The following is a 12,518-nucleotide window of genomic DNA, read 5'->3' as shown; positions in this document are numbered from 1 at the left end:
CTGACAGCTATCAGCTATCAGTTTTCAGCTTTCAGCTATCAGCTTTCAGCTTTCAGCTTTCAGTTTTCAGCTAAAGGCTAAAGGCTAAAGGCTGACGGCTGACGGCTGACAGCTATCAGCTTTCAGTTTTCAGCTTTTGAATAAAAGAGGTAAGCATGCGTTTAATATCTGTTACTTCTGCTGCCAGGAATTCATAGTCTTTGGCTTTGAGTAAGTTAAGATTGTAAGCCAGTAACAGATGATATTCAAGTTCACTTGCTGAACCCATAGCAATGTGAAGAAAACGGGCTAGTTCGGCTTTTCCGTTTCTACCACATCCCTCAGCAATATTGGCAGGGATTGAAGCGGAAGAGCGACGGATTTGGCTTGTCAACCCATAAAGTTCTTCCTTCGGAAATACTTGGGTTGCCTTATAAACAGATAACGTCAGGTGATGGGCTTTTTCCCAAACTTTCAATTTTTTAAAATCTCTCAATATTGAATGCTCCTATCAGCTATCAGCTTTCAGGTTTCAGCTATCAGCTTTCAGGTTTCAGCTTTCAGTTTTCAGCTATCAGCTTTCAGCGGTCAGCTATCAGCTTTCAGTTTTCAGTTTTCAGCTTTCAGCTATCAGCTATCAGCTATCAGGTTTCAGCTATCAGGTTTCAGCTATCAGCTATCAGCTATTAGCTATCAGTTTTCAGTTTTTACCTAAAGGCTAAAGGCTGACGGCTGACTACTGACCGCTGACTACTGACTACTGACGGCTGACCGCTGACCACTGACAGCTGATCGCTGACCACTGACTGCTGACCACTGACTGCTGACAGCTGACAGCTGAAATCAGTTTTTTAATAAAAGTAGGTAAGCATTAGTTTAATCTGAGTTACCTTAGCTGACCACTGACCACTGACCGCACCTCAAGTAGCGTGGCCATTCGCGTAGCGTGGCCATAGGCCAAGGCCAAGGCTGAAGGCTGAAGGCTGAAGGCTGAAGGCTGAAGGCTGAAGGCTGAAGGCTGAAGGCTGAAGGCTGACTGCTGATCGCTAAGATAAGAAATAGGAACCAATTTCTAGAATCTTGTCACAACAATCAGCAATGAAAGGACTCTGGCTCGAAAACCAGCAACTGCAACTGCGCACTGACCTACCTGTGCCATCACCACCCTCTGATGAAGCTTTAGTGCGGGTGTTGCGTGCGGGGATATGCAACACTGACTTGGAACTAATCCGAGGCTATTACCCTTACAAAGGTATATTAGGTCATGAATTTGTTGGTGTTGTGGAAGATGGACCAAAGAATTTAGTCAACCAGCGGGTGGTGGGAGAAATTAATGCCGCCTGTGGTGAGTGTCGATTTTGTAGAAGTGGACAACCGACTCACTGCCAAAACCGTACTGTCTTAGGTATTGTTAACCGTAACGGAGCCTTTGCTGACTATCTGACCTTGCCGGTAAAAAACTTACATCCCTTACCCGATAATATTTCTACTGATGCCGCCACCTTTACTGAGCCTTTGGCTGCGGCTCTGGAAATTCAGGAACAAGTCAGGGTGCGTCCCGATCACCAGGTGTTAGTAGTGGGAGACGGTAAGCTGGGACAACTGGTGGCACAAACCCTAGCCCTAACGGGCTGCAATTTGCTAGTGATTGGCCGTCATCAAGAGAAATTGGCCAATTTAGAAGCCAGAGGAATAAAGGTAGGTTTTGCCGATGCCATCACTAACGGTCCTTTCGATATCTCAGTGGAGTGTACTGGCAACCCCGAAGGCTTTGCCCTTGCCCGGGGAGCCTTGCGCCCACGAGGTACCCTGGTATTAAAAAGTACCTACGCTGGCAACTTAACCTTTGATGCATCGTCTCTAGTAGTAGACGAAATTACCCTAATCGGTTCCCGTTGCGGTCCCTTTAAACCAGCCATCAATTTACTAGCACAAGATAAAGTAAATGTCAACTACCTAATCCAAAGTCATTACCCAATTGAGGAAGGGTTAACCGCCTTTAACCATGCCCAGCAGCGGGGAGTATTGAAAATTTTACTGACCATGGATCAGAACTCTTGAAAGATGAGCAATAGGTGATGGGATGTAAGCTATCAGCGGTCAGTGGTCAGCGGTCAGCGGTCAGCGGTCAGCGGTCAGCTATCAGCGTGTCGCGTATCAGCTTAAGGCTTAGGTTTGGGAGAAGCTGAACTAGGCCAATGGCTATAGCAGTCGCCAGGGCAGTTAGGACATGACAAAAGTCTCACACCCTTTGTAAGCGCAAGAGTTTTACTTCTGACTTCTGACTTCTGACTTCTGACTTCTGCTATAAAAGCTCAATGCTTACCATGGGATAGTGAATGCGATCGCACAAGCGCGGAAGCTGAGGCCGTAGGCCACGCTTTGCGAACGCTTCCGGAGCGTAGCGTGGCCTACGGTCAATCGCATTTCCAGGACAAAACCATACGCAACTGTTCCCTACTCCCTATTCCCTATTCCCTATTCCCTATTCCCTATTCCCTACTCCCTACTCCCTACTCCCTACTCCCTACTCCCGATTCCCGATTCCTTTATTAAACTATGACCTATCAACAACAATCCGAATTCGAGAAATCTCTTAATATCCGTGCGATGACCACTAAACAAATTTGGTCTTATGCTACTGGAATGTTAGCCATTTGTATGATTTTTGCCCCAGGCAGATATAAGTTAGCCATACCGATGATTGTGATCGGAGGCGCAGCAACTAGCACCGCTTTTGTGTGGCACTCTCATAACAAGTCCGATAAAACCCTTCTTCCTAATCAAGTACAACAGATGGAAGAACGCCTCGGTAACTTAGAAACTATTGTGGGACGGGATGATTTGGAAGTAAATTTGAAACTTAAACAGTTAGAAGAAAAGATATAAGCTGTCAGCCGTCAGCCGTCAGCCGTCAGCTGTCAGCTTAAAATAAACCTATTTGAAAATTTAAGATTGAGAGATTAATGAGAATTTAAAGTCTGGGTGAAAGCCTATCTAAGCATAAGCTGATAGCTGATAGCTTACCAAAAGCTATAGTATTTTCAGTTTAGAATATAGCATTATAATCGAGGATTGGATCAGGCTCGATTATAGTAGATAATTCTAGAGGATTTGGAAAGATATCACCTAATATAATAATGCTCAAAACGAAGACTTATGTAACTGCTACACTATCTACACTACTCCTAACACTAGTAATTGGATGTAATGGGGCGGATTCCCCTAAGGGTGTATCGCCATCTCCTGATCCAGAGTCTTCCAAGTCCTCAGAACCAGAGAATGCACTAAAGGTGATCCAAAAGCCTGATCAACCGCTAACCGTTGCGGCAACGAATCCTAATCCAGGAACCCAACAGAGTGTTGACCAATACCTAAAAGGATTATCCGCCAAAGGGATGACTAAGACCAATCAAGGGATATGGATGGAATCAGGAGATACCCTGTTAGCTAATCATCAAGGCACTATTCCCTTACCAGCAGCATCCCTTACCAAAGCAGCAACTACCCTAGCCGCTCTTTCTACCTTTGGTCCTGATCACCAATTCATTACCCAATTTAGCGCCACCGGACCGATTGAGAACGGGGTGCTACAGGGAGACCTAGTGGTTCAAGGGTCAGAAGACCCGTTTTTTGTGTGGGAAGAAGCCATAGCAGTAGGCAACCAGTTAAATCAGTTAGGAATCAAGCAAGTAACCGGTAATTTGGTGATTGTGGGTAAGTTTTATATGAATTTTGAGACCTTACCCCTCAAAGCTGGCACTCTGCTCAAGCAAGGCTTGAATGGTAAGAGTTGGCCACCAGCAGCAGAAACTCAGTATCAGACCTTACCCCCAGGTACCCCTAGACCGGAAATTGCGATCGCAGGCTCTGTGCAAGTGGTAGCTTCACCCCCTGACAATCTACAGCCCCTAGTGCGCCAGTATTCCTTTCCCCTGGCGGAACTGCTGAAGAAAATGAATCGCTACAGTAATAATAAAATGGCCGAAATGCTAGCCAATACAGCTGGTGGTGCCAAAGTGGTAGCCCGCAAAGCAGCAGAAGCAGCGGGAGTACCCCAATCAGAAATTAGCTTAATCAATGGCTCTGGTTTAGGTGAAGAAAATCGCATGTCTCCTCGGGCTGTCACTGGTGTATTTCTCGCCATTGAGCGCTATCTTCAGCAATACAACATGACCGTTGCTGATGTATTTGCCATCGTAGGACAAGACAAAGGTATTTTAAATGAACGTCCATTGCCTAACTTAGCAGTAGTTAAATCCGGTAGTTTGAATTATGTTAGTACCTTAGCCGGAGCCTTACCAACTCAAACCTATGGCACTGTTTGGTTTGCTGTCATGAATTCAGGGGGAGACTATACCAAATACCGGACTCAGCAAGAGATGCTGCTGAAAGAATTAGTAACTAAATGGGGAGTGGTGCAATCTGTTCCTTCTGACATTAAACCATCACCTCAGAGGATCGGTAAGAGGTCGTTTAGTGAAATTGTTAGGTAGGGAGTAGGTAAGCCGTCAGCGGTCAGCGGTCAGCGGTCAGCGGTCAGCGGTCAGCCTTCAGCCTTGGCCTTGGCCTATGGCCACGCTACGCGAATGGCCACGCTACGCGAACAGCAGACGTAACAAAGATTCAAGCAATACTTACCTGTTTTATTCAAAAGCTGAACGCGATCGCGTGCGCGAATGCCCATAGACTGATAGCTGATAACTAATAGCTGACCGCTGATAGCTGATTACTTATAGCTGATAACTGAAAGCTGATCACTCAAAGCTGAAGACTGAACGCGATCGCGTGCGCGTAGCGCATAAGCTGAAAGCTGATCACTCAAAGCACCTCAAGTAGCGTGCGCGTAGCGCTTGAGCTGATTACTGACCACTGATAGCTGATAGCTGATAACTGATTGCTGAAAGCTGAAAGCTGAAAGCTGATAGCTGATAGCTGATAGCTGATAGCTGATCTCCCGATTACCGATTCCCGACTCCCGATTCCCGACTCCCTGCTGTATCCTGGTTTAGTGTTAACTAAAACTCTGATTAATAAAACTGAGAAACATAGATGGCAAACCCAACCGCAACCTTAGAAACCTCTTTAGGCACAATTACCGTGGAATTGTTCACCGATGTGATGCCAGAGACAGCCGGTAATTTCATTAAACTAGCCCAGTCTGGTTTCTACGATGGTCTTCATTTCCACCGGGTGATTAATGACTTTATGATTCAGTTTGGCTGTCCCCATAGCAAGGATCCCAATAGTCCTCGCGCGGGTACCGGCAATGGCCCTGATGGCTGCATCCAGGATGAGCACCCGGACAATGCCAAAATTTCCAATCAGCCAGGTACGTTATCTATGGCAAATACCGGTGCTCCCAATAGCGGTAGTTGTCAGTTTTTCATCAATACACGGGATAATTCCTATCTCGATTGGTTTTCTCCAGGCCCCTCGAAGCACCCGGTTTTTGGTAAAGTGACTGAAGGTATGGATGTGGTGAACAAGATTCAAACCACTCCTACTGCTCGGGGTGATCGTCCCAAAACCCCTGTTCAAATGGTGAAAGTGACCATTAACGAATAACCCCTTGTAGGGTGGGCAAAAAAAGTTTAGTTATGGGTGAGTATTCTAGATAATAGAACTTTGCCCACCCTACTTTAATTGGTATTTGTTTTACTGACCGCTGACCGCTGAAGGCTGACGACTGACCGCTGATTGCTTACGTTTTCTGTTTCCCTAAGATATTCTTAATCAAGCAGAGTTGATATAATTTGACAGTATCACTAGAGGAGCAAATGCTTTACTCGTAGCGTCTACTGGGAATGTTCTAACTTAGGAAAGGGAAAACCCATGAACAGATTACCCTGGCTAGCAGCTACTGCAATCACTACAGCTTCCTGCCTTACCTTAGGCGCTATCAATCCAGCAGCAGCGAATACCTTTGGCAACATCGAAGTTAACTCAAACAATTTTATTGCAGTAGCTGCCCCTTTTGGTTACAACCAGTATCAATTACTAATCATCGAGCAGATTGCAAACTGGCAAGCGTGCTGGCGTGAACGTGGCAGTAACCCAGTTATTGTAGATCCTCTGCTGCTCGACTTTGACTTTACAGGAATTTGTGGGCGCAGTACAGACAGCAACGGCTATTCTATCCGCGTCGATAGTCAAGACTTCGGCCTAGACTATATGCTCAGAGTGGTTAAACGCAATGGAGAATTGGTATTAGTAGGGAGTCACCGCATTGACCGCAATGCCCCAGACATTGAGCTTGGCCGCACCAGAGGTTTGGCTAATGGCTTTCTCAAAATCTTTCTCGATCCCGGTTGGCGATTTACCAAACGTGTCTATCAAGGCAAACAACTAGGTCACATCTATCTTACCTATGGTGCGATCGCTAATACTGTAGCGCCACAGTGGACGAGTAGCCCTCAACCCTCACCACCTACTCCCAGCAGGGAATATATTTTTACCAAACCACAAGCCCAACCCAAGACTAGTGGTGAACGTTTTCCTGGCACTAGCCCTGAAATTCCACCACCTGCACCGGCAGAATCGTCAAATGATGGCATACCAGTGTTTGAGGGGTTCTAATTAATAGGAGATACTAAGTTGACTTGGTTTCGCCCCCCTAACCCCCAGGGCTGTTTCTTGGGTCGGACTAGAATTTCACGGGTAGGGAGATAGGGAGATAGGGAGATTTTTGCTAATATAGGGGTTTTTACCGTAACACAACCCTAATGAGATACACAGGATTGTATCTCTGTTCCCTGTTCCCTATTCCCTGTTCCCTTTGAGCAATTTAGGTATCCCAATCTAAATACTGAACAGCTTTCCATCACGCTGAAATCACTTCAAAATCAGAAATCGTCTCAATCCATACCCGTGCTCCACACTTGAGGGGATCATCTGGACGATACATCACCCGACAGGGGCCATTGACCTCCACCGTATGACCGTAAACATTTTTAGTGCCTCGCTTGACCGTAATCACAGGATTCCGGTCCCCCGTCTTGAGATTGTTGCGAATCACCCTCTGGTTAACATGAATCACTGTCTTAGTGTACTCTGTACGCTTTGACCAGTTCCGTTTTGGTCCGCGAGTGCCAGGGGTGACCACCGGCATACCATCAAACAAAGGAATCACCCAAGTTCTACCCACCTTATAAGCGCCTTTAACTCTGCCTTTGCCCAGAAGGTAACGGACGCGAGTGGCAGAAACACCAAGTAATTCAGCGGCTTGTGCGGTGGAAATCATCATAGGGAGTAAACCATTGCTTTTACGATATTATTACTTTAACACACTTGTTCTGAAAAGGCAAGGATATAGTAAAACTATTGCATTAGCATAATTTAAAGTCATAGGGTCAATTGGGATTAGTGAGATTAATGGGATTAGTGATATAAAAGGGTGCTAACAAAAACTATTGCATTACCGCAATTTAAAGGAGTAATAGGTTTAATGGGTTAAATAGGGTAATAAAGAAAAGAGGGTGCTCAAACAAACTATTGCATTGTCACAATCTCAAGCAATGGGGTCAACTGGGATTAGTGGGATTAGTGACGGTAGTGGGGTAAAATAGTTATCTAAGACTATTGGATTGTCGCAATTCAGTGCTAAGTGGCTCAGTGCTGAGGGTGAGAATAGTGCTAATAGCTGACAGCTGATAAGTAGCTGGACAAAAATGAACCTCGTAGCTGTATTAACTTGTGTAAAGTTACTAAAAGTCCATCTGTTCCCTGCTCCCTGCTCCCTGCTCCCTGTTGCCTGTTGCCTAAAACCAAAAAACTTGTACCTCACCTAATTTAAAACCGCTATATTGCGGTTCTCATAGTAATGAGAATTGCTATCAATAAATCAGGTACTGTGTAATCACTTACGTCCGATTACTTAAACTATAAATTATAAATTTAAAACTACCCATGGTTCCAACAATTACTGCAAAAGAGATTACCTTACGTCAATTAAGACACAGATTCCATCTAGAACGAACTGATGATGAAAATTTTTTCAGAGAATGGCAAGACGATTTACCAGAACTGACGGATTTTGAGAAGCAATTGCTAGGGCAAGTTAAAGAAGAGTATCTGTACTTATCCGAGTCTCCGTTATTGGAAGTGATCTTAAAAATGGTGATAATATCGCCATTACTGAGACTAGCAGGATTTGATCGTCATCCCTTTGAAATCACAGCAGAGAAAGAAGTTAAAATCACCTCCGAAGATGAGGGTATGATTGTTACTGGACGTATTGATATTCTGATTTTTAAACCAGAATTCTGGGTTACTGTAATTGAAGCAAAAGGAACAAAATATGCCTTAGCAGCTGGAATTCCTCAAGTCTTAGCGTATATGTTGGCTAATCCTAATCCAGAGCAACCTGTCCTGGGGTTTATCACCAATGGAAATGAGTTTAAATTCCTAAAGATGACAACTCAAAAGCCACCTAAATATGCTCAATCCTATACATTCGCTCTTGAGAACAAAGATGATTTTTACACTGTTATGAGGATCTTAAAACGTATTAACCAAACCATCCAAAATCCGTAGTCAGCTGTCAGCCGTCAGCTGTCAGCCGTCAGCCGTCAGCTGTCAGCTGTCAGCTTATTTTCTTCAAAAGCTGTTCGCACCTTCCTCTTTTATTCAAAAGCACCTCAAGTAGCTTGCCCATTAGCTGATAGCACCTCAAGTAGCACCATCTGTAGCGCATTACCTGATAACTGATAGCTATCAACATCTTGACGGGGTTGTCCAGGATAACTGATCTACTCGCGCCCCTCAGCAAAATGTCCAACTTTTCCTGGATGGTTTAGCTTACTGCTCAGAGGATATCTCCCAAGTTTTTTGATACTGAATTTTGCCCCCCTGACCCCCCAACTTTGGGGGGAACAAGAGTCAATTTGCTTCTAAAAGTCCCCCAGAATTGGGGGACCAACGGGGGCTTGGATGTAGCAAATGAGACTTCTCAGACAACCTCTCAGAAGCAGTTTCTGTACCATGGGCGTAGCGTATTAGCTGACTGCTTACATTTCCTGGAAAGGACTTTACCTTTTTCGCAAAAAGCATTATTATCGAAACGAGGGAGTTTGAGGGAACTATAAAACCCCGTCGGACATGACGAGTGTTAGCTGACGAACACGATGTCATAGGGCGGGGATACATGGACTCCCTCAAGCCAATTGAGGGGTTAGATGCCCCGATAATTGGCAAATTTCTTAAATATTTACACAACATTATAGCCCATGTAAGCTATAATTTGGCCATGCTAACCATGACCTACGAGTACAAACTAGAACCAACTGCCGAACAGATTGAATCTATCGAGCAAACCCTAGATATTTGTCGTTCTGTCTGGAATTTTGCCCTTAGGCAGCGTAAAGATTGGTGTGCATCTCGTAAGTCACCTATTAATGCTTGTTCGATTCAATCCGAGTACATCATTTCTGCCGACGAACCATTTCCGAATTACCATAAGCAAGCCAAGCAATTAACTCAAGCCAAGAAACTCTATCCTCATCTGAAAACAGTTCACTCTCAAGTACTACAACAAACCCTAAGAACTTTAGATAGAGCTTGGGACGATATGAAAGCCAGAGGTTTTGGTTGGCCTCGCTTTAAGAATAAGTATCGGATGCGGTCGTTTGTCTTTCCACAGTTAGGAAAAGACCCAATTAGAGATGATGGGATTAAGTTCCCAAAACTGGGATGGGTGAAATGGCGACAGTCAAGGCCTATTCCCTTTGGGTTTCAAGTCAAGCAAGCGAGGATAGTTAGAAAAGCATCTGGTTATTTTGTGATGCTGTCACTACAGCTAAATGTCAATGTCTCTAGTCCCATGCCTCACGGTCATCCTAGAGGTTTGGACTTGGGGTTTGACACGGACGGCTTTAATTTCCGAGGCAACCTCGGAAATCGCGTCCTCAAGTTTGTAGCTACCAGTGATGGTGAAGAGATTAAGCGACCTCGATTTCTGATCACCCTACAGCGCAAGCTGAAATTGCTGCAACGTAGGCTAAAGAATAAGCAAAAAGGGTCAAATAATAGATACAAGCTAAACCAGAAAATAGCTAGACTACATCAGCGCATATCTGACACTCGTAAAGATTGGCACTTTAAACTAGCTCATCATTTGTGTGATGGTGCTGGCATGATATTTGTTGTTGGCGAAGCCTGTCCGAAGGCACACACTGGCAAAAAAACTCTAGATATTCGCTTTCACCACTGCGATGAGTGTGGATACAGAACCACAAGAGATGTAGCAGCTAGTCAGGTTCTTAGAAATAGAGGGTTAAATGCCGTCGGGCAGACGGTAGTAGAAAATGTCTGTGGACTGGAAGCGACGGGGAGTATCGGTCACGATACTCTAGTTGGCACGGGTCGAAGCAGAAAACCTAATTCGCGAGAGTTAGGAATCCCCTCCCTCAAAGTGACTGAGCATAGGGAAGTTGCTTAGGGAGGGGAGGATGTCAATGATCAGGTGCGACAGCTGTATACCAACTATGGTATCTTCACCATAGTGGTAATTTAGGTAAGGGTAACTGACGCTATGTAGCTGATACTGTGACTGTTATCAATAACTTATAGGTTATTAACAAGCACGGTTAATTGCCTAGCAACATCTAGCGCAATCCACTAGTGAAAGCAGCAACTAGTTTGGTAAAACTACCTAGGGAGTCTAGTTAACTAATGGGATAAACCTATTAGAAACTAAGAGCAGTGACATGAAGTATCCGGAATATCCATAAAAACCAATAGATTGACAGCCGGGACTTGCATGAAAAAAAATACCAATTAAAGTAGGGTGGGGAACCTAATTTAATCTATAAAACTGAAAACCAACTTTTTTGCCTATCCGACAAGCTAAAACCTGGTATTTTATTTTTTTGCTACTCCCTAATCATTTGGAGTTGAGATAAGCAGCTTTCCCCAAATCAAAAAAGAATGGAAAAATTATATAGTGTACACCCTAAGTACCTCGAAACAGTCAAATTAGTTTGGAAGCGTAAGCGTCGGGGAAGAGATATAGACCTAGCTAATGAATTAGATTTAGACTTGCCCATTGTTAATCTTTTTCTGATCGGAAAGCCCATTAAAGGTCTTTTCTTTGTAGAAATTTGTCAAGCATTGCAGTTAAACTGGCGAGAAATCGCTGGTTTAGATTTACTGGAAACTCCAGTGAAATCCTCAGAGATTGAAGTAGATACTAGTGAAGTAGATACCGTCGATACCAGTGATGGGATTGGCCCTAGGCCAAGCTACGCGAACGCAAAACCAAAGCCTATCGAAGAGGTGAACACCGTTGATGACGCTTTAGGGGAGTTAGTGGACACCCTCAAAGAAATGTTACGTCGCCTGACCCGAAAAGCTGGAAATATACTAAAAGCAGACCGCACCAGTATTTTTTTACTGGATGAGCACAGTAACATCCTCGGTTCCATTGACGCTGATGACGGGAAAGGTGGCTCCCTAGTCATTGATATTCCAGCAGATAAAGGAATTGCTGGTGCAGCTGCTACCTCCTTAAGTATTATTAATGTTCCCTTTGATGTCTATGACGACCCACGCTCTGAAGAAGCGAAAAGAATCGACAAAATTACCGGTTACCGAACCTATACTATGGTAGCTTGGCCCGTGTTGAATCAGCAAAAAAATTTAATTGCTGTGGTACAATTAATTAATAAGTTAAAACCCAATAGTAATCCAAACGATAACTTGTCTGAAAGAATTGATCTAAAGGGGTTTACCAAAAAAGATGAAGAATTGTTGGCTCAATTTACTCCTTCAATTTTGAAAAATTTAGAACGATGTCAGTTATGTTTTCAACTAGCCCGTAAACTTTGGTTAAAGTCAGAAAGTAACTCAGAGATTATCGATCCCTATAATCAAAAAATGATTACTGAACTCCAGGAGAAAGAAAAACAGGTGCGCAAGAGCCTAAAAAAACTAACCAAACTCAACTTATATTAAGTGTTAATTTTTATTGTTAAATTTCAATATTTTATAGTTTAAATTTTAAATGTTAACGTTTTAGGCAAGCTAGGATATATTTTGCCTAATAACTCCAGTACAATCAGATTTAACAAACTTTTCATGTTGACCGGAGTAGAACACAATGCCAGTAGCAGTTGGAACTATTGAGACCCTAGGTTTTCCAGGGGTACTAGCCGCAGCAGACGCCATGGTCAAAGCAGGGGCAGTCACACTGGTATCCTATGATAAATCTGAGAAAGGTCGGTTTATGGTGAGCGTCCGTGGTAAAATTTCAGAGGTAAACGTCGCGGTAGCAGCTGGGCTAGAAGCCGTAGAGAAAACCTATGGTGCGGAGGTGACAGCTCACTATATCATTCCTAACCCTAATGAAAATGTGGACACAGTGCTGCCCATCCACTACACCAGCAAAGTCGAAGAGTTCCGAACATTTTAAACTAATACACTTAATCAGTATTAAGGTAAGCATTCAGCCGTCAGCGGTCAGCCGTCAGCTTTCCATAACTCAGATTAAAATTTTGCTTACTTGTTTGATTCAAAAGTTCCCTAGCGTCCTAATTGCCCAT

At 44.0% G+C, this 12,518-nt stretch carries 14 protein-coding genes; 11 read left to right on the top strand and 3 right to left on the bottom strand.

Translation table 11 applies throughout. The features are described 5' to 3' along the window. Window positions 1-115: 115 nt before the first annotated feature. Complete coding sequence (locus F6K64_RS29450) at window positions 116-475, bottom strand: four helix bundle protein (RefSeq protein ID WP_008181366.1); 360 nt, start codon at window positions 473-475, stop codon at window positions 116-118. A gap of 6 nt (window positions 476-481) precedes the next feature. On the opposite strand from F6K64_RS29450, the gene F6K64_RS29445 reads away from it, so the two are divergent. Beyond that, window positions 482-694 (top strand): hypothetical protein, encoded by a 213-nt coding sequence (locus F6K64_RS29445; RefSeq protein ID WP_008181367.1) that lies wholly within the window; start codon window positions 482-484, stop codon window positions 692-694. A gap of 171 nt (window positions 695-865) precedes the next feature. Here the strand turns inward: F6K64_RS29445 and F6K64_RS29440 are convergent, their stop codons facing one another. After that, complete coding sequence (locus tag F6K64_RS29440; protein WP_131827011.1) at window positions 866-1,048, bottom strand: hypothetical protein; 183 nt, start codon at window positions 1,046-1,048, stop codon at window positions 866-868. A 29-nt stretch (window positions 1,049-1,077) separates the two neighbouring features. Between F6K64_RS29440 and F6K64_RS29435 the strand changes: the two genes are divergently transcribed. The 6 genes from F6K64_RS29435 (at window position 1,078) to F6K64_RS29410 (ending at window position 6,558) form a co-directional block, all read left to right on the top strand. Further along, a complete protein-coding gene (locus tag F6K64_RS29435; RefSeq protein WP_287267218.1) occupies window positions 1,078-2,040 on the top strand; it encodes an MDR/zinc-dependent alcohol dehydrogenase-like family protein in 963 nt (320 codons plus the stop codon). A gap of 345 nt (window positions 2,041-2,385) precedes the next feature. Continuing rightward, on the top strand, window positions 2,386-2,535 hold the full coding sequence (locus tag F6K64_RS29430) for a hypothetical protein (RefSeq protein ID WP_287253477.1): 150 nt from the start codon (window positions 2,386-2,388) through the stop codon (window positions 2,533-2,535). Window positions 2,536-2,538: 3 nt separating this feature from the next. Beyond that, window positions 2,539-2,868: a hypothetical protein gene (locus tag F6K64_RS29425; RefSeq protein ID WP_287253475.1), complete on the top strand. Its 330-nt coding sequence runs from the start codon at window positions 2,539-2,541 to the stop codon at window positions 2,866-2,868. Between the two features lie 251 nt (window positions 2,869-3,119). Beyond that, entirely contained in the window at window positions 3,120-4,475 is a 1,356-nt protein-coding gene (locus F6K64_RS29420) for a D-alanyl-D-alanine carboxypeptidase (RefSeq protein ID WP_287267197.1), read from the top strand. Between the two features lie 556 nt (window positions 4,476-5,031). Further along, window positions 5,032-5,547 (top strand): peptidylprolyl isomerase, encoded by a 516-nt coding sequence (locus F6K64_RS29415; protein WP_287253471.1) that lies wholly within the window; start codon window positions 5,032-5,034, stop codon window positions 5,545-5,547. A 267-nt stretch (window positions 5,548-5,814) separates the two neighbouring features. Then, window positions 5,815-6,558 (top strand): DUF3747 domain-containing protein, encoded by a 744-nt coding sequence (locus F6K64_RS29410; protein WP_287253469.1) that lies wholly within the window; start codon window positions 5,815-5,817, stop codon window positions 6,556-6,558. 244 nt (window positions 6,559-6,802) lie between these two features. On the opposite strand, the gene F6K64_RS29405 is transcribed toward F6K64_RS29410, so the two are convergent. After that, entirely contained in the window at window positions 6,803-7,225 is a 423-nt protein-coding gene (locus F6K64_RS29405; RefSeq protein WP_008181378.1) for a helix-turn-helix domain-containing protein, read from the bottom strand. 662 nt (window positions 7,226-7,887) lie between these two features. Here F6K64_RS29405 and F6K64_RS29400 point away from each other — a divergent pair. The 4 genes from F6K64_RS29400 to F6K64_RS29385 all read left to right on the top strand — a co-directional run bounded on the left by F6K64_RS29400 (window position 7,888) and on the right by F6K64_RS29385 (window position 12,388). After that, the gene (locus F6K64_RS29400; protein ID WP_287253467.1) at window positions 7,888-8,514 is read left to right on the top strand and encodes a type I restriction endonuclease; all 627 of its coding nucleotides are present in this window, start codon (window positions 7,888-7,890) and stop codon (window positions 8,512-8,514) included. Window positions 8,515-9,226: 712 nt separating this feature from the next. Continuing rightward, the gene (locus tag F6K64_RS29395) at window positions 9,227-10,417 is read left to right on the top strand and encodes an RNA-guided endonuclease InsQ/TnpB family protein (protein ID WP_044492492.1); all 1,191 of its coding nucleotides are present in this window, start codon (window positions 9,227-9,229) and stop codon (window positions 10,415-10,417) included. Window positions 10,418-10,905: 488 nt separating this feature from the next. Then, on the top strand, window positions 10,906-11,931 hold the full coding sequence (locus tag F6K64_RS29390) for a GAF domain-containing protein (RefSeq protein ID WP_008181382.1): 1,026 nt from the start codon (window positions 10,906-10,908) through the stop codon (window positions 11,929-11,931). Window positions 11,932-12,076: 145 nt separating this feature from the next. Beyond that, complete coding sequence (locus tag F6K64_RS29385) at window positions 12,077-12,388, top strand: carbon dioxide-concentrating mechanism protein CcmK (RefSeq protein WP_008181383.1); 312 nt, start codon at window positions 12,077-12,079, stop codon at window positions 12,386-12,388. The last annotated feature ends 130 nt before the right edge of the window (window positions 12,389-12,518 follow it).

The organism is Moorena sp. SIO3A2 (assembly GCF_010672265.1).
GTDB lineage: Bacteria > Cyanobacteriota > Cyanobacteriia > Cyanobacteriales > Coleofasciculaceae > Moorena > Moorena producens.
Note: the sequence above shows the minus strand (reverse complement) of the source record. Positions and strands in the feature narration are given on the sequence as shown.

Bases quoted from the DNA above. Each gene is read 5' to 3' on its own strand.
- F6K64_RS29445 (WP_008181367.1), top strand. From the start codon at position 482: ATGCTCCTATCAGCTATCAGCTTTCAGGTTTCAGCTATCAGCTTTCAG.
- F6K64_RS29435 (WP_287267218.1), top strand. From the start codon at position 1,078: ATGAAAGGACTCTGGCTCGAAAACCAGCAACTGCAACTGCGCACTGAC.
- F6K64_RS29425 (WP_287253475.1), top strand. From the start codon at position 2,539: ATGACCTATCAACAACAATCCGAATTCGAGAAATCTCTTAATATCCGT.
- F6K64_RS29420 (WP_287267197.1), top strand. From the start codon at position 3,120: ATGCTCAAAACGAAGACTTATGTAACTGCTACACTATCTACACTACTC.
- F6K64_RS29415 (WP_287253471.1), top strand. From the start codon at position 5,032: ATGGCAAACCCAACCGCAACCTTAGAAACCTCTTTAGGCACAATTACC.
- F6K64_RS29410 (WP_287253469.1), top strand. From the start codon at position 5,815: ATGAACAGATTACCCTGGCTAGCAGCTACTGCAATCACTACAGCTTCC.
- F6K64_RS29405 (WP_008181378.1), bottom strand. From the start codon at position 7,225: ATGATGATTTCCACCGCACAAGCCGCTGAATTACTTGGTGTTTCTGCC.
- F6K64_RS29400 (WP_287253467.1), top strand. From the start codon at position 7,888: ATGGTTCCAACAATTACTGCAAAAGAGATTACCTTACGTCAATTAAGA.
- F6K64_RS29395 (WP_044492492.1), top strand. From the start codon at position 9,227: ATGCTAACCATGACCTACGAGTACAAACTAGAACCAACTGCCGAACAG.
- F6K64_RS29390 (WP_008181382.1), top strand. From the start codon at position 10,906: ATGGAAAAATTATATAGTGTACACCCTAAGTACCTCGAAACAGTCAAA.
- F6K64_RS29385 (WP_008181383.1), top strand. From the start codon at position 12,077: ATGCCAGTAGCAGTTGGAACTATTGAGACCCTAGGTTTTCCAGGGGTA.